Source organism: Erythrobacter sp. W302b, assembly GCF_046452395.1.
GTDB lineage: Bacteria > Pseudomonadota > Alphaproteobacteria > Sphingomonadales > Sphingomonadaceae > Erythrobacter.
On record NZ_JBKFDH010000001.1, the window covers coordinates 1,151,462 to 1,169,448 of the forward strand.

Annotated in this window: 17 protein-coding genes and 1 tRNA gene; 11 read left to right on the plus strand and 7 right to left on the minus strand. The window is 63.3% G+C overall.

Going from position 1 to position 17,987, the window contains the following annotated elements; genetic code table 11:
• The first annotated feature begins 63 nt into the window (after window positions 1-63).
• The 4 genes from grxC to ACLBKT_RS05605 all read left to right on the plus strand — a co-directional run bounded on the left by grxC (window position 64) and on the right by ACLBKT_RS05605 (window position 1,879).
• Window positions 64-327: a glutaredoxin 3 gene (grxC, locus tag ACLBKT_RS05590; RefSeq protein ID WP_301749408.1), complete on the plus strand. Its 264-nt coding sequence runs from the start codon at window positions 64-66 to the stop codon at window positions 325-327.
• Window positions 327-1,148 (plus strand): carbon-nitrogen hydrolase family protein, encoded by an 822-nt coding sequence (locus ACLBKT_RS05595; protein WP_410181963.1) that lies wholly within the window; start codon window positions 327-329, stop codon window positions 1,146-1,148. Before grxC ends, ACLBKT_RS05595 begins: the two co-directional genes overlap by 1 nt.
• Before the next feature lie 6 nt (window positions 1,149-1,154).
• Window positions 1,155-1,622, plus strand: a complete 468-nt coding sequence (locus ACLBKT_RS05600; RefSeq protein ID WP_410181964.1) for a DUF1178 family protein — start codon at window positions 1,155-1,157, stop codon at window positions 1,620-1,622.
• Window positions 1,623-1,802: 180 nt separating this feature from the next.
• Window positions 1,803-1,879, plus strand: a tRNA-Arg gene (locus tag ACLBKT_RS05605).
• On the opposite strand, the gene ACLBKT_RS05610 is transcribed toward ACLBKT_RS05605, so the two are convergent.
• Window positions 1,880-3,085, minus strand: a complete 1,206-nt coding sequence (locus ACLBKT_RS05610) for an MFS transporter (RefSeq protein WP_410181965.1) — start codon at window positions 3,083-3,085, stop codon at window positions 1,880-1,882. It abuts the tRNA gene before it with no gap.
• Entirely contained in the window at window positions 3,082-3,999 is a 918-nt protein-coding gene (locus tag ACLBKT_RS05615; RefSeq protein WP_410181966.1) for a haloalkane dehalogenase, read from the minus strand. The genes ACLBKT_RS05610 and ACLBKT_RS05615 overlap by 4 nt, the downstream gene beginning before the upstream one ends.
• 149 nt (window positions 4,000-4,148) lie before the next feature.
• On the opposite strand from ACLBKT_RS05615, the gene ACLBKT_RS05620 reads away from it, so the two are divergent.
• The 4 genes from ACLBKT_RS05620 (at window position 4,149) to ACLBKT_RS05635 (ending at window position 8,321) form a co-directional block, all read left to right on the plus strand.
• Window positions 4,149-5,312 carry an acyl-CoA dehydrogenase family protein gene (locus tag ACLBKT_RS05620; protein ID WP_410181967.1) on the plus strand — a complete coding sequence of 388 codons (1,164 nt, stop codon included), beginning with the start codon at window positions 4,149-4,151 and terminating at the stop codon, window positions 5,310-5,312.
• Window positions 5,313-5,428: 116 nt separating this feature from the next.
• Window positions 5,429-5,728 carry an FtsB family cell division protein gene (locus ACLBKT_RS05625; protein ID WP_410181968.1) on the plus strand — a complete coding sequence of 100 codons (300 nt, stop codon included), beginning with the start codon at window positions 5,429-5,431 and terminating at the stop codon, window positions 5,726-5,728.
• 202 nt (window positions 5,729-5,930) lie between these two features.
• Window positions 5,931-6,944 (plus strand): pyruvate dehydrogenase (acetyl-transferring) E1 component subunit alpha, encoded by a 1,014-nt coding sequence (pdhA, locus tag ACLBKT_RS05630; protein WP_410183653.1) that lies wholly within the window; start codon window positions 5,931-5,933, stop codon window positions 6,942-6,944.
• Window positions 6,945-6,947: 3 nt separating this feature from the next.
• On the plus strand, window positions 6,948-8,321 hold the full coding sequence (locus tag ACLBKT_RS05635; protein WP_410181969.1) for a pyruvate dehydrogenase complex E1 component subunit beta: 1,374 nt from the start codon (window positions 6,948-6,950) through the stop codon (window positions 8,319-8,321).
• 30 nt (window positions 8,322-8,351) lie between these two features.
• On the opposite strand, the gene ACLBKT_RS05640 is transcribed toward ACLBKT_RS05635, so the two are convergent.
• From ACLBKT_RS05640 to ACLBKT_RS05650, 3 genes are read right to left on the minus strand one after another with little or no spacing between them, the layout of a single operon-like run.
• Entirely contained in the window at window positions 8,352-9,041 is a 690-nt protein-coding gene (locus tag ACLBKT_RS05640) for a TadE/TadG family type IV pilus assembly protein (protein ID WP_410181970.1), read from the minus strand.
• Window positions 9,038-9,655: a TadE/TadG family type IV pilus assembly protein gene (locus ACLBKT_RS05645; protein ID WP_410181971.1), complete on the minus strand. Its 618-nt coding sequence runs from the start codon at window positions 9,653-9,655 to the stop codon at window positions 9,038-9,040. The genes ACLBKT_RS05640 and ACLBKT_RS05645 overlap by 4 nt, the downstream gene beginning before the upstream one ends.
• The gene (locus ACLBKT_RS05650; RefSeq protein WP_410181972.1) at window positions 9,652-11,661 is read right to left on the minus strand and encodes a pilus assembly protein TadG-related protein; all 2,010 of its coding nucleotides are present in this window, start codon (window positions 11,659-11,661) and stop codon (window positions 9,652-9,654) included. Before ACLBKT_RS05650 ends, ACLBKT_RS05645 begins: the two co-directional genes overlap by 4 nt.
• A gap of 212 nt (window positions 11,662-11,873) precedes the next feature.
• Here ACLBKT_RS05650 and ACLBKT_RS05655 point away from each other — a divergent pair, with 212 nt between their 5' ends.
• Entirely contained in the window at window positions 11,874-12,539 is a 666-nt protein-coding gene (locus ACLBKT_RS05655) for a hypothetical protein (protein ID WP_410181973.1), read from the plus strand.
• Between the two features lie 44 nt (window positions 12,540-12,583).
• Window positions 12,584-13,045 (plus strand): hypothetical protein, encoded by a 462-nt coding sequence (locus ACLBKT_RS05660; protein ID WP_410181974.1) that lies wholly within the window; start codon window positions 12,584-12,586, stop codon window positions 13,043-13,045.
• A gap of 3 nt (window positions 13,046-13,048) precedes the next feature.
• Here the strand turns inward: ACLBKT_RS05660 and trmFO are convergent, their stop codons facing one another.
• Window positions 13,049-14,434: a methylenetetrahydrofolate--tRNA-(uracil(54)-C(5))-methyltransferase (FADH(2)-oxidizing) TrmFO gene (trmFO, locus tag ACLBKT_RS05665; protein WP_410181975.1), complete on the minus strand. Its 1,386-nt coding sequence runs from the start codon at window positions 14,432-14,434 to the stop codon at window positions 13,049-13,051.
• Window positions 14,435-14,512: 78 nt separating this feature from the next.
• Here trmFO and ACLBKT_RS05670 point away from each other — a divergent pair, with 78 nt between their 5' ends.
• Window positions 14,513-15,178 (plus strand): lysoplasmalogenase family protein, encoded by a 666-nt coding sequence (locus tag ACLBKT_RS05670; protein WP_410181976.1) that lies wholly within the window; start codon window positions 14,513-14,515, stop codon window positions 15,176-15,178.
• Here ACLBKT_RS05670 and gyrA read toward each other — a convergent pair.
• On the minus strand, window positions 15,171-17,981 hold the full coding sequence (gene gyrA, locus ACLBKT_RS05675) for a DNA gyrase subunit A (RefSeq protein ID WP_410181977.1): 2,811 nt from the start codon (window positions 17,979-17,981) through the stop codon (window positions 15,171-15,173). The two genes, ACLBKT_RS05670 and gyrA, sit on opposite strands and share 8 nt — an antisense overlap.
• Window positions 17,982-17,987 lie beyond the last annotated feature (6 nt).

The window sequence follows — 17,987 nt, forward strand, 5'->3', positions numbered from 1 at the left end:
CGGCGACACCGCTTATCTGGTTTACCAACCCGCGCTTTCAAGAGCATTTGGCAAGAGGGACCTATGGCCAGCCCACAGATCGATATCTACACAAAGTTCGCCTGTCCCTTCTGCGTGCGCGCCAAGCGGCTGCTGACGCAAAAGGGTGCCGATTTCACAGAGCATGACATCACCATGGGTGGCGCACGACGCGACGAAATGCTCGCCCGCGCGCCGAACGCGATGACGGTGCCACAGATTTTCATCGGCGATGTGCATGTTGGTGGGTCCGACGATCTCGCCGCGCTCGAAGCCGCGGGCAAGCTCGACGCATTGCTGGCGGGCTAATGCCGAAGATTGCGGTTCTGCAGATGTGCTCGGGGATCGATCCGGGCCGAAATTTCGATTGCATCCTTGATGCCGCCCACGCCGCGCGCGACGGCGGGGCGGAGATGCTCTTCACGCCTGAAATGTCGCTGCTGCTTGATCGCAACCGAACGCGCGCCGCTGATTATATCGTCCCGCAGGACAAATCGCCTTTTGTCCCTCGATTGGCCGAGCTGGCGCGCGAGACAGGTCTGACCATCGCGCTTGGTTCGATGGCTGTGGCTGTGCCGGACGGCAAGAACGCTAACCGTTCAATGCTGTTCGCCCCCGGCGCCGCGCAGCCGGTGACCTACGACAAGATCCATATGTTCGATGTCGAACTGGCGACGGGTGAGACCTGGCGGGAAAGCAATGCCTATGAACCGGGGCGCGCGGTCGTGAGCGTCGAGAACACGCCCGTCGGACTGCTCGGCCTTGCGGTCTGTTATGACCTGCGCTTCCCCGCCTTGTTCGGGGAACTCGGCAACCGTCGCTGCGATGCCATCGCCGTGCCAGCCGCCTTCACCAAGCCCACCGGCGCGGCTCACTGGCACGTGATGCTGCGCGCCCGCGCGATCGAGGCGAGCGCTTTCGTGATTGCTGCCGCGCAGGTGGGGAGCCACGAGGACGGGCGCGAGACCTATGGCCACAGCCTCGTCGTCGATCCGTGGGGTGAGGTTTTGCTCGACATGGGCGGCGATGCGCCCGGCCTGGCGTTTTGTGATATCGACCTTAGCCGCATCGCCGCAGTTCGCGCGCAGGTGCCCGCTCTTGCCAACCGCCGCCCAATTGCCACATCCTGACGTGCGATGATCGTTTTTGACCTATCCTGCCATGAAGGCCACCGCTTCGAGGGCTGGTTTGCCTCCTCGACCGATTACGCAGATCAGCAAGCGCGCGGATTGCTCGCGTGCCCGTCCTGCGGCTCGGCCGAGGTAAGCAAGGCTCCGATGGCCCCGGCCGTGCCTGCCAAGGGCAACAGCCGGCAGGATGTTGTGCCGCCCGAGGCATCGCGGCAGGTCGCCAACACGCCAATGTCGGCCGAGGTGCAGAAGGCGCTCGCCGCATTGGCCAAAGCGCAGGCGGCTGCACTCAAGAACAGCACATGGGTCGGCGACAAATTCGCGGAGGAAACCCGCAAGATGCATTATGGCGAGCGGGACGAAGCCCCGATCCACGGGCAGGCAAGTCTGGCCGAAGCCAAGGCGCTGATCGAAGAGGGCGTGCCGGTGGCTCCGCTGCCGTTCCCCGTGGCGCCGCCCGAAAAGTTGAATTGACACGCGTTTATCTTGCGCATCGCCTCCGCGATGCGGTCCTCGCTAGACGCGCAACATAGCTGCGCCCCCTGCGGGCGGGCGCTCTTGTTGGCCTATCGCTGCCCTGCTTGAGGCCCTTCGCCTAGCGGTTCTACGGGCCGATGTTGCGCCCTACGCTCACGCTGCTATTGCTCGCCTCGGGACCCCGTAGCTCAGCCGGATAGAGCATCAGATTCCTAATCTGGGGGCCGCGCGTTCGAATCGCGCCGGGGTCACCACTATGCTTGCAGCCGATGCCAGCGCCGCTCGGCATGGAGAGCCAGGCCCAGCACCCCACTCGACATGGCCAGCATCAGCGCGCAGGTGCCACCCCAACCGCCAAAGTCATACACCGCCGTGCCCAGCGCGCTACCGATCGCGCCGCCGACAAACATCGTCACGATGTAGGAAGTGGTCAGCCGCGTGCGGATGTCTGGGGCGAGGGTGAACAGGGTCATGCGCCCGGTCACATCAATGGTCGGCCCGACCATGTTGACCACCAGCAGCGGCACCAGCACGCCCCAGATGCTGAAGCCAAGCGGATAGAACAGCGCGATACCAAAAATCTGCACGGCCGCTGCCGTCAGCCGTGCTTTGCGCGGTCCGACTTTATCCGCCCAGCGCCCCAGCCTTGGTGTGGTGAAGACACTTATCGCCGCCACGCCCGCGAGATAGCCGACATCATCCGTGCCATAGCCCATGGCGGGGCTAGTAAGGTGCAGCGCCAGCGCCAGCCAGGTGGCGGTGAAAATCGCGAAGTTCAGGCCTTGGATCGTGGCTGAAATCCGCATGTCAGGGTGCTTGGCCGCCAGCGTGAACACCGAAGCGATCAGCGCGCCATAACGGGCCTCAGATTGCTTGGGTGCGGCAGGCTCGCTGCGCATCGCGATGGGCAGGAAGGCGGTCACTGCCGCCATCAACCCGAACGCAGCGACATAGACCGTGTGCCAATCGGCGTGCTCGGCAATGATCCCTGCGCCGACCCGCGCAACCAGAATGCCGAAAATTACTGCGGCGGTCAGCTGTGCGGTCACTTGTCCCAGCCGCTCGGGCGCGACACGTTTCGAGGCGAAGGCGGGGATCAGATAGGGCGCGATGGTGACGAAGCCGAGCATGGTGGACGCAGCGGTAAACAGCACCACATGCTGCGCCAGCACCATGCCGCCAAGGCATAGGGTCTGTGCGGCGACGAACAGGAGGCACAGCCGTCGGTTCGAATAGAAGTCGCCCAGCGGAAGCAGCAGCAGGATTCCCAGCGCCAGCGCCAACTGGTTGAGCGCCGGCACCAGGCCGATCTCCGCCTCGCCAACACCGAAGGCGCGGCCGACCTCGCCGATGATCGGGTGGATGTAATAGGCGTTCGCCGTCACCACCGCGATGGTGAGCGCCAGCGCCCGCTCTTGCGTGCGGGTGAGGTAGGCGGGGGCGGGCGTGGGCTGGGTCAAGTCAGGAAACCGGCCTGACGCGCCATGTCGATCACCCCTTGTGCCAACTCGTTCGGCCGATCTTCCTGACTAAAGTGGCCACATTTCGAAAGCATCGCATGGGGCTGGCCCTGGGCGCCCTTGATGCGTCTGGAAAGCAGCGGCCCTGCTTGGCCGAGCACGGGGTCATTCTCCCCGAACAGGGTCAGGAACGGCTTGTCGAAGGCGGCGAGGCCTTCCCACGCAGCGATATTGTCAGTCACTCCGTCCTTGTCATCTTCCACCGGCACGAGTTGCGGGAAGGCGCGCGCGCCGGCCTTGCTGGGTTCATCGGGGAAGGGGGCATCATAGGCGGCAATCTCGGCCGCGCTGAGTTCGCTCTGGCAGCCACGGTCCATGATCCCGCCAATCTTGAAGTCCGGCGAGGACTTGGCAAAGGCCCGCCACGCAAGAAACCCCGGCGAGGCTTTGCCGCCGCCGGTGGGGAGGAAGGTGTTGCTCGCGACGACAAAGGCAAAGCGCTCGGGCTCCTGCCCGACGATGCGCAGGCCCAGCAAGCCGCCCCAGTCCTGACAGAACAGCCCGGCGACCTCGGGCACCTCCGCATTGCGCCATTGTTTGAGCCAGTCGACGTGGCGCGCATAGGTGTAGAAAGCGGGGTCATCCGGCTTGTCACTCTTGCCGAAGCCGATGAGGTCGGGGGCAAGGCAGCGGAACCCTGCCTTCACCAGCAGCGGGATCATCTTGCGATAGAGATAGCTCCAGCTCGGCTCGCCGTGAAACAGGATCAGGGGAGGGGCGTCCTTCGGCCCTTCGTCGAGATAATGCATCCGCGCCGACAACCCCTCACCCAGGTCGATGCTCAGCCAGTTTTCGGCAAACGGATAATCAGGCAAAGCAGCAAAGCGCGCCGGATCGTGCGTGATGATTTGCATGGCGGTTTCTCCCATCACCATGGTGGGTAGCAGATCGAAACGGGATTGCCATGCTCGCCGTCTTGCTCAAAGCACCCAAATTGATGAGGTGGACTTGCCAGCGAGGAGCGGGCAAGCCACCCGCCGATTGCAGGAGAGAAGGCTTGTCGATGTCCCGCCACGAACCCGAGGAAATCGCCGAAATCCGCCGCGCGGTGCGCAGCCTGTGCGATGGTTTTCCGGGGGAATACTGGCGCGCCAAGGATGCGGTGCGGGCGTACCCGGCGGAATTCGTCGACGCGCTGACCAAGGCAGGTTTCCTCGCCGCGCTGATCCCGGTCGAGCATGGCGGCAGCGGCCTCAGCTTGGAGGCGGCTTGCGTGATCATGGAGGAGATTCAGGCGTCAGGATGCAATGGGTCCAGCGCGCATGCGCAAATGTACATCATGAACACGCTGCTGCGTTACGGCTCGCCCGAGCAGAAGGCGGCCTATCTGCCGCGCATTGCCAGCGGCGAGTTGCGCTTACAGGCGTTTGGCGTCAGCGAGCCCACCAGCGGCACCGATACCCTCAGCCTGAAGACCCGCGCAGTCCGGGAAGGCGACGAGTACATCATCACCGGCCAGAAGATCTGGACCAGCCGCGCAGAGCATTCCGACCTGATGCTGCTGCTCGCCCGCACCACGCCGCGCGAGGAAGTGGCGAGCAAGACCGAGGGCCTTTCGATCTTCCTCCTCGATATGCAGGCCGCGCTGGCGGGTGGCATGACGGTCAAGCCGATCCGCACGATGATGAACCACTCGTCCTGCGAGGTGTTTTTCGACGACCTGCGCATACCCGCCTCGGCCCTGGTGGGCGAGGAGGGGAAGGGCTTCCGCTACATCCTCTCCGGCATGAATGCCGAGCGCATCCTGATCGCCGCCGAGTGCATTGGCGATGCCAAGTGGTTCATCGAGAAGGCCACCGGTTACGCCAAGGATCGCAGCGTGTTCGCCCGGCCCATCGGCCAGAACCAGGGCGTCCAGTTCCCGATCGCCCGTTGTTACGCGCAGATGCGGGCCGCTGAGCTGATGGTGCACCACGCCGCGCAGGTTTATGACGAGGGCGGCAATCCGGGCGAGGAGGCCAACATGGCCAAGCTGCTCGCCTCCGAAGCCAGCTGGGCGGCGGCCGACATGTGCGTGCAGACCTTTGGCGGCTTCGGATTCGCCGAAGAATATGATGTCGAGCGCAAGTTCCGCGAGGCGCGACTCTACACCGTCGCGCCGATCTCGACCAACCTCATTCTCTCCTACCTCGCCGAACATGTGCTGGGCCTGCCGCGCAGCTACTGAGGCCCGCAATCCCCAACGAATTGCATGCATTGTGTCCCATTGTGTCGCATTGTTCTTGCAGAGGGCGAGCAGATGTGATTCTGTCCGACGCAACGGACGAGGGATCATTCGCGGCAATGCGCAAATCAGGATCTGAAAACAGGCTGAAGCGGTTTGGTGCCCTTGGTGCCTTGCTGCTTCTGACGGGCGTGGCTGTGGCCGGTCCGACCGGCCTGCTCGCCTGGAGCGAGAACGCTGCCGCGCTTGAAGCGCGTGAGAGCGAAATCGCGCAGCTGACGGCGAAGCGCGACGCACTGCGCAATCGTGTGATGCTCCTCGATCCTGAGGCCGCCGATCCCGATCTGGCCAGTGAGCTGGTGCGCGATCAGCTCGGCGTGATGCGCGAAGATGAGGTCGTGATCACGCTCGAAGACTGACGTCGGGCCATCGGCTCCGCTCACCTGATTTCGTATGCGTGAGCGGTTACCCTTACGGCTTGGCGTTGCGCGGGCCTTATCTCCCTGCCTATAGAACCACGATGCGCTTCTCCTCCCCATGAGTGCGCCAGAGAGAGGGATACTTGTCTTGGCCAAACAGCCTGCAAAGAAGTCCGCAACCGCTGCGGACGACGCCGATTTCATGCTCCATTCGTTGCAAGCCGCCTTCGAGGCCAAGAAGCGCTATGACGCTTCTCCGGAAGAGATGCTCGAATTCTACCGCCAGATGCTGCTGATCCGCCGCTTCGAGGAGAAAGCGGGCCAGCTTTACGGGCTCGGCCTGATTGGCGGGTTCTGCCACCTCTATATCGGGCAGGAAGCCGTCGCGATCGGGCTGCAATCGGCGCTCGACAATGACCGCGATAGCGTCATCACCGGTTACCGCGACCACGGCCACATGCTCGCCTACGGGATCGATCCCAAGGTAATCATGGCCGAGCTGACGGGCCGCGAATCCGGCATTTCGCGCGGCAAGGGCGGGTCGATGCACATGTTCTCGACCGAGCATAAGTTCTACGGCGGCCACGGCATCGTCGGCGCGCAGGTGGCGCTGGGCGGCGGGCTCGCGCTCGCGCATCAGTACAACGAGGACGGCGGCCTGTGCCTTGCCTATTTCGGCGATGGCGCGGCGAACCAGGGCCAGGTTTATGAAACCTTCAACATGGCCGCCTTGTGGAACCTCCCCATCGTCTTCGTTGTCGAGGACAACCAGTACGCGATGGGCACCGCGACCAAGCGTTCGTCCGCCGAAACCCGTTTCTACCGCCGCGGCACCGCCTTCCGCATTCCGGGGATGGAAGTGAACGGCATGGACGTGCTCGAAGTGCGCGCTGCGGCCGAAGTCGCTTTCGCCCATGTCCGCTCGGGCAAGGGCCCGGTGCTGATGGAGTGCAACACCTATCGCTACCGCGGCCACTCCATGTCCGATCCCGCTAAGTACCGCAGCCGAGAGGAAGTGCAGGAACAGCGTGACCATCACGATCCGATCGAGGGACTGAAGAAGACCCTGATCGAAGCAGGCAAGACCGAGGACGATTTGAAAGCGATCGACAAGGCGATCCGCGCCGAAGTGGCCGAAGCCGCCGATTTTGCGGAAACCTCGCCTGAGCCGGGTGCGGCCGAACTCTACACCGATGTTCTGGTGGAGGAGTATTGAGCCATGTCGATCGAACTCAAGATGCCGGCGCTCTCGCCTACCATGGAGCAGGGCACGCTCGCAAAGTGGCTGAAGCAGGAAGGCGACCGGATCGAACCGGGTGATATCCTCGCCGAGATCGAGACCGACAAGGCGACGATGGAATTCGAAGCGATCGATGAAGGCGTGCTGGAAAAGATTCTGGTCGCCGCCGGGACGGAAGATGTCGCGGTTGGCGCGGTCATTGCGCTGATCGCGGGGGAAGGGGAAGCGGCTGCGCCTGCTCCCGCTTCTGCTGCGGAAGAACCGGCGTCTGCTCCGACGCCCGCTCCGGCTCCGGCTCCGGCCCTCAAGGCCGAGAAGAAGCCCGCTGCGGCTGCCCCGGCCGCCGATCCCGCCATACCGGCAGGGACGGCACTCGTCAGCACCACCGTGCGCGAGGCGCTGCGCGACGCGATGGCCGAGGAAATGCGCGCTGACCCGCGCGTTTTCGTGATGGGCGAGGAAGTCGCCGAGTATCAGGGTGCCTACAAGGTCACCCAAGGGCTTCTGGCGGAATTTGGCCCGAAGCGCGTGATCGACACGCCCATCACCGAGTACGGCTTTGCCGGGATCGGTACGGGCGCGGCGATGGGAGGCCTCAGGCCCATCGTCGAATTCATGACCTTCAACTTCGCGATGCAGGCGATCGACCACATCATCAACTCGGCAGCGAAGACGAATTACATGTCGGGCGGTCAGATGCGCTGCCCGATCGTGTTCCGCGGCCCCAATGGTGCGGCGAGCCGCGTCGGTGCGCAGCACTCGCAGAACTACGGCCCGTGGTATGCCAGCGTTCCGGGCCTGATCGTCATCGCGCCTTACGATGCCGCCGATGCCAAGGGCTTGTTGAAGGCCGCGATCCGCTGTGAGGACCCGGTCGTCTTCCTCGAAAACGAGCTGGTCTACGGCCGCAGCTTCGACGTGCCCGACGTCGAGGATTACGTCCTGCCCATCGGCAAGGCGCGGATCGTGCGGGAAGGCAAGGACGTGACCATCGTCAGCTATTCGATTGGTGTCGGCATGGCGCTTGAAGCGGCGGCGACGTTGGCGGACGAGGGGATCGATGCCGAAGTGATCGACCTGCGCACCCTTCGCCCGCTCGACAAGCAAACTGTGCTGGATAGCCTCGCCAAGACCAACCGGTTGATCGTGGCCGAAGAAGGCTGGCCGACCTGCTCGATCGCAAGCGAGATCATCAGCATCTGCATGGAGGAAGGCTTCGACCACCTCGATGCGCCGGTGCTTCGGGTGTGCAACGAGGACGTGCCGTTGCCCTATGCTGCCAACCTCGAGAAGTTGGCACTGATCGATTCCGCCCGCATCGCTGCGGCGGCGCGCAAGGTGTGCTATAAATAAGGGCTGACGGCGCGAACCGCCCGGCCTGGGTCAGGTCGGGCGGGCTGCCGAGTATACGTTACAACGCGCAACCGGGCCGCCGGCATACAGGCGAGTCAAGTCGCGATTGTCGCGAACGTTGAAGGCCGCCGTGTAGACGATGCGGCGGTTCTCAAACACGGTGATTGGTGTGATCGGCTCGAAATCGAACGCCACTTCCACAAACATCACGGCGGTGCCTTGTGATGCCGTGATGTAGCGGCCGGGCACGCCCATTCCGGGGAAGCTGGTTCCCGTCGCGCCGTTGCCTTCCACCCCGTAGCTGGAGTTATGCACCACCGCCCCCCGGCACCGTTGCCAGGCGATCCACTGACCGCCCGATGAATTGCGCTGCAAGCTTGAAATGATGACCCGTGCGTTTTCATAGAAATCGAGGTTCTGGCCGAGCTTTTCTGCACCGATCAGAGTTTCGGCAATGTCACGTTCGAACACCTTGCGCGCGGTCAGCACGTCCTGTTCACCCACACGCGAAGCGTTGTCGGCAACCTGCATCGCGATCTGGCTGACCTGCATGTGCGTGATCACCAGAAAGGCCGTATCAGTGCCAAGCATCCCCATGCCGAGCACCAGTGGTGCGGCGAAGGCGAATTCGATCAGCGCCAGACCGGATGTGTCGCCCGAAAGCCGATGGGCGATGCGACGCATACGGCTACGCAGCGGTTTTCTCGTGGAGCTGGTCATGGGCAATTTCCCGGAGTGGTGACACGGTCATTCTGCTCGTCAAACGGCTGATTGCGCAGCACGGTCGACGCCTCAATCGTGACGTTGTCTGGCAGGCCAGCCATGGAGTACATTGGGAACAGCCGGGGGTAGGTAACGGTAGCGGTGTAGAGCACGACATCGCGTGCGCCCCCGATCCCGTCCCTGCCGCGATTTGCATCCCAGCCGCCATTTTCGTTGGCATCGATGTAGGGTTCGTTGTTGTTGCAGATGCCGTCGTTATTCATGTCAGTGAACTCCTCCGGTTCGCTGACGTCGGCGAACTCGAAGAATGACAGCTTTTCAAGATCGATCGTCGCGCCCGACGGCATAACTGACGTGATCTGATCCGTAACCCGCTGATCAATATTGACCTGCTGGCTGTTGGCGTTCTCCAGCGTAAGGTCGCGGCCCGCCTTCTGCATGGCGCCGTGCAGGACTGACCGTGAGTACTGTGTATGCGCCATGTCGAACAGGCCCATGATCATTAGAAGCAGGACCGGCGAAACGATCGCGAACTCGATAAGGGTGTTACCCCCACGGTCGGCGTGCAGGCGGCGCAGCAGCGCGCCTGTGCGTGACAGCCGGCCGATCACGAGGTCAACCTCAGCGCGGCGATTTTCTGCGCGATTTCCTGGAACCGGGCGTTCAGGGTTGCGGAGTCGCTGGCCTGGAAGGCACGGCCGGGCGAAGCGCAGTCGATCAGGTTCTGAGTCAATGCTGTCCCGAAGGCCACCACCCAGACCGTGATGTTCTCCTGCTGCGCAGCGCGGCAGATAGCTTGCAGACGGGCCGCGCGCCGAGTTGCTTCGCGGTTCGCATCGGCGTTACCCGTGACGCGGCGATCCCACCATTCAATGCCCTGGGTCGAATAGTTCTCGATGCCGGTGACAAGGATACCGTCCGTCATGAACACGATGTGGCGGGCAATTGCGTCGCCGTTCGGCGCGGTGGAGTTTTCCGCGGCGAACATGCCCCGCGGCGAAATGAAGCGTGCGCCCCATACCATGCCAATGTCATGATAGGTGTTACCGCTGGCCGCCAGACCATTCACGTAGGTTTGCAGATCCGTCCGGCTGATTTCGGTCAACTTGCGCGCTGCCGCGGGGCAGACCCAACCAGGGCGGTCCTGAGTGGTCGACAATCCGGCGGCGATCCGCTCTGAGTCGGTCACCGTGTTCGTCGTGCGGTTGCCAGCTCCATCGCGCCGTTCATAGGCCGCAGTGTTCAGCGCCGGCTTCCACTTCTGCGACTCGTTCGCCGGAACCAGATTGATGTTGAGATCATGGGCAGCGGGAGGGATCGGGCTATAATTACCCGTGGTGTCCATCCACACCGGCTCTTCGATGCAACCGCTCCAGGACTGGGTGGTCATCGCACCATTGGTGCCGACCGGGATCTGAAGCGTGTTGTTGGCATAGATCGACGCGAGGTTGACCGACTCCCAGCCAGCAGGGCTGCGAGGCGGGTTGTTGACGTTGCATGGATTGGCCTCGCCCGGCGTAACTTCGCAATAGATCCACTCGCGGAACTGCGGAACCACGTCTGCAGCGGTCGCAGGGCGGGTCTTGCGCACGCGTCCACGGCAACCTGCGCGGTTGTTCGAGTTGCCGCCCGACCACTGGTTGAGAACGATCTGCGGCGTTGCAAAGACCTGCCAGCTCTGGGTCTGGCCGCTGACCGTCACGTTACGGGTGCCCGGAAGAGTGCTCTGACAGAAGTTGCGCGCGGTCGTTCCGTTGGAGCCATCAGTACGGAAGCGGTAATCATCCGTGTTGGTGGAGTTGAACCGCGACGTGTTCCGCGGCAACCACTCGTCCTGATCCGAAATCAGGATCGGGTCGCCGATCTGGTCCACGTCCGGATGGTCGGAATTGGGGAAGGGGGCGGGATTGTAACGTGCCACCCGTGTTTCATAGCTGTGCGTGTCAGCCATGAAGGCACGCGGGATCGAGAAGCCAACATTGACCTGCTGCGAATAGGGCACGAAGCCGTAACGCACTTGGGCGCTGGTCGAGGTTGCCGCTTCCACCGTGTCGTAGAAGTTCATCACCGCGTTACGCAGTGCGACAATCTTCGAACTGGAGTTCGAATTGCACTGAGTGCCATTGGGACATTCCGACATGGAGCCCGTAACGTCGAGCACGAACATGATGTCGGAGTTGGAGATGTTGATTTCGGCCGTGCAGCTGACCTCGATATTGAATTCGCCGTAGCCGAAGGCGTCCATGATCGTGGCGGGCAAGGTTGCGCTGGCATTGCCGATGACCATCCCGTCGCCGTCGGTGGTATAGTCGCGGGTCCGGCCCTCGGTGCCGAAGATGCCTTCGTTGAAGTTCTGATCGAAGAAGTTGAGCCCGATCGTGCGATGCGCCGAGGTGAACGTGTCATTCGTCATCGCACGGCGCGCGGCAAGTGCGCCCGCATCGCACGCAGCCTGCATACGTGCAGTGGCCATGTAATAGCGGCTCGCATCGACACCGCCGCCCACCATTGCCATGATCGGAACCAGCGCAGCGGCTGAAATCACGAGCGCGTTTGCGGTCTTGTCGCGCGCTAGTCTGCGCATGAACGCCATCTTGGCCTGCTTTTCTCGCGCCATTACGTAGGTGCCCTTCCCCCGATGTCCGCACGGAACTACCGCGGACAATCCAGATGCAGCCTTCGCCCTTAAGTGGTTCTGGTAAGCGGAGTGCGAAAGGACATGGTTAGCAAAGCGCTAACGCACCGCTTGGCGGTTCCTGAATTGTCGACGTCCCGGGCCGGGACAGTTTGCTTGCCAAGCGTGTGAATGCTTGGCTACGCGCTGGAAGCGTGAGGAACGAGACCCCCGAACCCCTATCGCCCGAAGCCGATCTGGCGCTTGCATGGAGCAGCCCAAAGGTTCGCGGGCCGTTAAGCATAGCTCTTCAGCTTGATCGGCGGCTGGCGCGGATCGTCATGCGCACCAGCGAACCGATGCTGGGTCAGATGCGGCTGGCGTGGTGGCGTGACGCTCTTGCCAAACCTGTCGCGGAGCGCCCGCGGGGCGATGTGGTGCTCGATGGCATCGGGGTGCATTGGGGCGGGCGCGAAAACGCTTTGTCCGAGATGGTCGATGGCTGGGAAGTTCTGCTGAGCGCAGAGCGGATGGGGCGAGGCGAAGCCGAAGCCTTCGGCGCAGCGCGCGGGGCGTTCTTCGCAGCCTTGGCTCCAGATCGCTCGCCAGCTTTAGCGGCGCGACTTGCGGCGGCAGGCTCACGCTGGGCGCTGGCCGATGCTGCGGCTGCCGTCTCGGACGAAGAGGAGCGGGCCGCATTGGTCGCTGCTGGCCTTGCAACCGCGCAGCGCGGCGCGACCGGACGCCTTCCGCGGGGCTTGCGCGGAATCGCCGTGCTTGATGTGTTGGCTACGAGAGCGCTTAGGCGCGGTGGACGGCCCTTGATGGAGGGGAGGGGGGCCTCACTTGCGGCACTCAGGGGTGCTATCTTTCTGAACTGATTGGGTATATTCGCGCGAGGGTGTTCAGCAAAAGGGGCAGACCTTTGCGACAAGCCGTCTTGGGAGGTTTAGGGGCGTTGGCCCTTGCCGGGATTGGAACGTTCTGGTGGCAGGGCCGCGCCGCGGTTGAACAGGCCGCCCTGCCGCCGCCGATGGCCCCGCCGGCGGCTGATCCCGAGGCGCTCCCAAACGCTGATCCCGGCAGCATGTCCGGCCCGTCACCCCCCGAGATGAGCGAGCTCAGCCGCGAGGAGCAGCGCTTCTTCCGCTATGATCGCAACCGCGATCGGCTGATCACCCGCAACGAAATGCTCAGTACCCGGACCGAAGGGTTCCGCGCGCTCGACAAGGATGGCAACAATCTGCTGACCTTCGAGGAATGGGCGGTATCGACCGTGGTGCGCTTCGAAAAGGCGGATGCCGACCGGGACCAACGCCTGACCCCGCGTGAATTCGCGACGACTGCGCCCAAGCCTGCGGCGAGTAAGCCCGTCTGCAAATGCTGACCGTCAGGCTGGCACGGCCTCACGGCTGGCGCTGATCCAGCGGGCGAGATCGGCCTTGGCGCGGGCGGTGTAGGCCTCCTTGCGCACTTTCTTGCCTACCTCGTGAAGCGGCGGGAACAGGCCGAAATTGACGTTCATGGGCTGGAAGGTCTCGGCCTCGGCATCGCCGGTGATGTGGCTCAGCAGCGCGCCCAGCGCCGTAGTGGCGGGCAGGGGCCGCCAATCGTGTCCGGCCAGTTCGGCGGCGGTCATCATCCCGGCGACGAGGCCGATAGCGGCACTCTCGACATAGCCTTCGCAACCCGTCACCTGCCCAGCGAAACGGATATGCGGCGCAGCGCGCAAACGCAGCTGGCGATCAAGCACTTCCGGCGAATTGAGGAAGGTGTTGCGGTGCAATCCGCCGAGCCGCGCGAATTCGGCATTCTCTAGCCCCGGAATAGTGCGGAACAGCTCCATCTGGGCGGCGTATTTGAGCTTTGTCTGGAAGCCCACCATGTTCCACAGCGTGCCCAGCTTGTTGTCTTGCCTGAGCTGCACCACGGCATAGGGCCAGCGGCCCTGCGGAAATTCAGGCGTCACATCGAAGGGATTGTCGAGCCCGACGCCTTTCATCGGGCCATAGCGCAGCGTTTCCCAGCCCCGCTCGGCCATCACTTCGATCGGCATACAGCCATCGAAATAGGGCGTGTCCTTTTCCCATTGCTTGAACTCGGACTTCTCGCCTTCCATCAACCCGCGGTGGAAGGCGCGGTACTGCTCCTCGTTCATCGGGCAATTGATGTAATCTCCGCCCTCATTGGAGGCATCGGTGCGCTTGTTCCAGCGCGACTGGATCCAGCACTTCGACATGTCGATGCTGTCGCGGTGCACGATCGGCGCGATGGCATCAAAGAAAGCGAGCCGCTCAGCCCCGGTCGCGCGCACGATGCTGCCTGCGAGTGCCTCGGCCGTCAGCGGCCCGGTAGCGACGATGGTGAGACCAGCTTCGGGCAAAGCATCGATCCGCTCGCGCACGATGGTGACATTAGGGTGACTTGAAAGCGCCTTTTCGACCTCAGCGGAAAAGACATCGCGGTCCACCGCCATGGCAATGCCCGCAGGCACCCGCGCGACATGGCCAGCGCGCATCACCAAGCTGTCGAGCTGGCGCATCTCGTGATGAAGCAAACCGACGGCATTCTTGGTGTCATCGTCCGAGCGAAATGAATTGGAGCACACCAGCTCGGCCAGCCCATCGGTCTGGTGCGCCGGGGTCATCTCCCCGCTCCCGCGCATCTCCGACAGGCGCACTTTCACGCCGCGCTGGGCCAGTTGCCACGCCGCCTCGCTCCCCGCGAGGCCGCCGCCAATGATGTGCACATCGTATTTTGTCGGGTTTCCGGTCATGGCAGGGCAGGTAATTGCGTGATAGCTCCGCGGCAAGCCCCGACGGGGAGCAGCACATCCGGCAAGGGAAGGGCGGACATGGCAAAGCAGGCGCTGATCGAACAAAGGCCGTGGCTGCTGGCGAGCATCACGGCGGCGACCGCGTACTATTTTCTGAGCGACAATCCGGTTTTCGAGGGCACCTGGGGCTTGCTCGCAAAAGGGGCTTCGGTCGGACTATTGGCGCTTTATGTGCTATTGCGCTTTCCGCATGATCGTCGCGGGCTGGACGGTGCGCTTTTGGTCGCAATGCTGCTTCTGGCGGCGGCGGGCGATGTGGCGATCGAGCTGGATTTTTTCGTCGGTGGTGCGTTCTTTGCTGCTGCGCATTGTGTCTCGGTGGCGCTTTATCTCCGCAACCTGCACAAGCGCCCTTCGCCCACCCAGAAGATGACGGGCGCCGCTCTGCTGATCGGCACCCCGCTCATCAGCTATCTGCTGAGCGGGCAAGTCCAGATCGCGCTTTATGCCAGCTTCCTCGGCGCAATGGCCTCAGCGGCGTGGATGAGCCACTATCCGCGTTACCGCGTCGGCACCGGGGCGGTGCTGTTCGTGCTGAGCGACTGGCTGATCTTTTCGCGCACAGGCACGATCAATCTGGCATCGCTGCCCGATCTGCTGATCTGGCCGCTGTACTACGCGGGTCAGGTGATGATTGCGACCGGCATCGTGCAGTGCCTGCGGGGCGAACAACCCGTCAGGTGACGGGAGGCTCGCCCGCATCAGGCGCGGCATTCAATTCGGCGGCAACGGCTTCCTCGGCCGGGTTTTCCGGCTCGGTCGTCTCGTCGATCAGCGCCGCACCGACAATGTGCTCGTCCTTGGCGACGTCGAAGATGCGAATGCCCGAAGACCCGCGCCCGGAGATGCTGAAGCCCTTGAGATTCTCGAACCCGCCTTCGATCAGGTGACGGAAATCGATACTGAGGCGGATCAGCTTGGCCTGATCGGTTACCAGCATCAGCTGCGATCCGTGCTTGACCGGGAAGCTGGCCACCACAGGGCCGTTGCGCTCCGGGTTGCTTTCCGGCGTGCCGATGTTGGTGATGCCCTGACCCCCGCGCGACGTGGTGCGGTACTCGTAAGCCGAGGAAATCTTGCCGTAGCCATTGGCGGTGATGGTGAGGATGAATTCCTCAGCCTCGGCCATAGCGGCGACTTGTTCGGCGGGCAGAGCCGAGACGGCTTCGTTGTTCTTCCATGCCGCCGCGCGCAGATAGGCCTCGCGCGTTTCCATGTCGGCAGTAAGCGGATCGACCACCGCCATCGAGACGACCTTGCCGCCTTTCTTGAGGCTCATGCCGCGCACGCCGATACCGGTGCGGCTCTTGGTCTCGCGCGCGTCGGTGGCGGCGAAGCGGATCGCCTTGCCGCTGTCGCTGGCGAGGAAAATCTCCTGATCCTCGGTCAGCAGCTGCACCCCGATCAGCCGGTCCCCCGAACCTTCGACGAAGCCCATCGCATATTTGCCTGCAGTGGGGATGTTGGCGAAGGCATCCATCGAGTTGCGGCGGACCATGCCCTGTTCGGTCGCGAAGACGATGTTGAGATTGGACCAGGTCGCCTCGTCCTCGGGCAGCGGCAGCACGTTGGTGACGCGCTCGTCCTCGCCCAGCGGCAGGAGGTTGACCATCGGACGGCCCTTGGTCTGCGGGCCGCCTTCGGGCAGCTTCCACACCTTCATCCGGTACACGCGGCCGGTATTGGTGAAGAAGAGCACGGGGTTGTGGGTTGAGGTGACGAAGAGCTCGACAACCGCGTCCTCGTCCTTGGTCGCCATGCCCGAACGGCCCTTGCCGCCGCGCGCCTGCGCCCGGAAGGTGTCGAGCGGTGTCCGCTTGATATAGCCGCCGTGCGTGACGGTGACGACCATCTCCTCGCGCTCGATCAGGTCCTCGTCTTCGAGCCCGTCCCAAGCGGGGGCGATTTCGGACAGGCGCGGGGTGGCGTAGGTTGCGCGGATTTCAACCAATTCCTCGCGCATCAGCGTATAGAGCTTCACCCGGTCAGCAAGGATCGCAAGATATTCCTCGATTGCGACCGATAGCCCTTGCAATTCGCCGCCGATCTCATCGCGACCCAGCGCTGTCAGGCGATGGAGGCGCAGTTCGAGAATTGCCTTCACCTGCCGTTCCGACAGACGATAGGTGCCGCCTTCCTGGTCTGCGGAAGGTTCGATCGCTTCGACCAGCCGGATATACTGTGCAATATCGCCGATCGGCCATTCCTTGGCGAGCAGCCGCCGGCGTGCTTCGGCCGGGTTGGGGGCGCTGCGGATCATCGCCACCACCTCGTCGAGGTTGGACACCGCGACCACCAGGCCGAGCAAGATGTGCGCCCGGTCCCGCGCCTTGGCGAGTTCGAACTTGGTGCGCCGCGTGATCACTTCCTCGCGGAAGGCGATGAAGGCGGCAATGAAATCGCGCAGGCGCAGTGTTTCCGGGCGTCCGCCGCGGATCGCCAGCATGTTCGCCGGGAACGAGGACTGCGCGGGGGTGTGCCGCCAGATCTGGTTGAGCACCACATCGGGGGTAGCATCGCGCTTGAGGTCAATCACCACGCGCACGCCTTCACGCGAGCTTTCGTCGCGGATGTCGCTGATGCCCTCGATCCGTTTGTCCTTGGCGGCTTCAGCGATCTTTTCGACCAGCGCGGACTTGCCAACCTGATAGGGGATCGAGGTGAAGACGATGCTTTCGCGCCCTTCGCTCTTGGCCCCGCGGGTGCTTTCGATCTCATGGCGACAGCGCATCAGGATCGACCCGCGCCCGGTGGTGTAGGCCTGCCGCGCGCCGTGCGTGCCGAGGATCAGGGGCGCAGTGGGGAAATCGGGGCCGGGGATGTATTGGATCAGCTCTTCTGAAGTGATCGCGGGGTTGTCCATGTAGGCGAAACAGGCATCGATCACTTCGCCCAGATTGTGCGGCGGCACATTGGTCGCCATCCCGACCGCGATCCCGCCCGCGCCGTTGACCAGCAGGTTGGGGAAGCGCGCGGGCAGTACCGTCGGCTCCTTGCGGGAGCCATCGTAGTTATCGGTGAAATCGACCGTATCCTTGTCGAGATCGTCGAGCAGCGCGTTCGCGACCCGTGCGAGACGCGCTTCGGTGTATCGCATCGAGGCTGGCGGATCGGGGTCCATCGAACCGAAGTTCCCCTGACCATCGATCAGCGGCACCCGCATCGACCATGGCTGCGTCATCCGGGCGAGGGCGTCGTAAATCGCGCTATCGCCATGCGGGTGATAGTTGCCCATCACGTCGCCAACAATCTTGGCGCTTTTGCGATACGGCTTGCCCGCGACAAAGCCGCCTTCCTGGCTGGCGAAGAGAATCCGGCGGTGGACCGGCTTCAGCCCGTCACGCACATCGGGCAGCGCGCGGGCAACGATCACGCTCATCGCATAATCGAGATAGCTCGACTTCATCTCATCGACGATGTCGATGCGTTCAAAGCCGCCCATCGGTGCAGGCGCGGGGGAATCGATAATGTCGCTGTCGTCGCTCAAGGTCTG

Coding starts and splice junctions, on each gene's coding strand:
- ACLBKT_RS05670 (WP_410181976.1), top strand. CDS start 14,513: ATGGCAAAGCAGGCGCTGATCGAACAAAGGCCGTGGCTGCTGGCGAGC.
- pdhA (WP_410183653.1), top strand. CDS start 5,931: ATGCTCCATTCGTTGCAAGCCGCCTTCGAGGCCAAGAAGCGCTATGAC.
- ACLBKT_RS05625 (WP_410181968.1), top strand. CDS start 5,429: ATGCGCAAATCAGGATCTGAAAACAGGCTGAAGCGGTTTGGTGCCCTT.
- ACLBKT_RS05595 (WP_410181963.1), top strand. CDS start 327: ATGCCGAAGATTGCGGTTCTGCAGATGTGCTCGGGGATCGATCCGGGC.
- trmFO (WP_410181975.1), bottom strand. CDS start 14,434: ATGACCGGAAACCCGACAAAATACGATGTGCACATCATTGGCGGCGGC.
- ACLBKT_RS05635 (WP_410181969.1), top strand. CDS start 6,948: ATGTCGATCGAACTCAAGATGCCGGCGCTCTCGCCTACCATGGAGCAG.
- ACLBKT_RS05650 (WP_410181972.1), bottom strand. CDS start 11,661: ATGGCGCGAGAAAAGCAGGCCAAGATGGCGTTCATGCGCAGACTAGCG.
- ACLBKT_RS05600 (WP_410181964.1), top strand. CDS start 1,155: ATGATCGTTTTTGACCTATCCTGCCATGAAGGCCACCGCTTCGAGGGC.
- ACLBKT_RS05640 (WP_410181970.1), bottom strand. CDS start 9,041: ATGACCAGCTCCACGAGAAAACCGCTGCGTAGCCGTATGCGTCGCATC.
- ACLBKT_RS05620 (WP_410181967.1), top strand. CDS start 4,149: ATGTCCCGCCACGAACCCGAGGAAATCGCCGAAATCCGCCGCGCGGTG.
- ACLBKT_RS05615 (WP_410181966.1), bottom strand. CDS start 3,999: ATGCAAATCATCACGCACGATCCGGCGCGCTTTGCTGCTTTGCCTGAT.
- grxC (WP_301749408.1), top strand. CDS start 64: ATGGCCAGCCCACAGATCGATATCTACACAAAGTTCGCCTGTCCCTTC.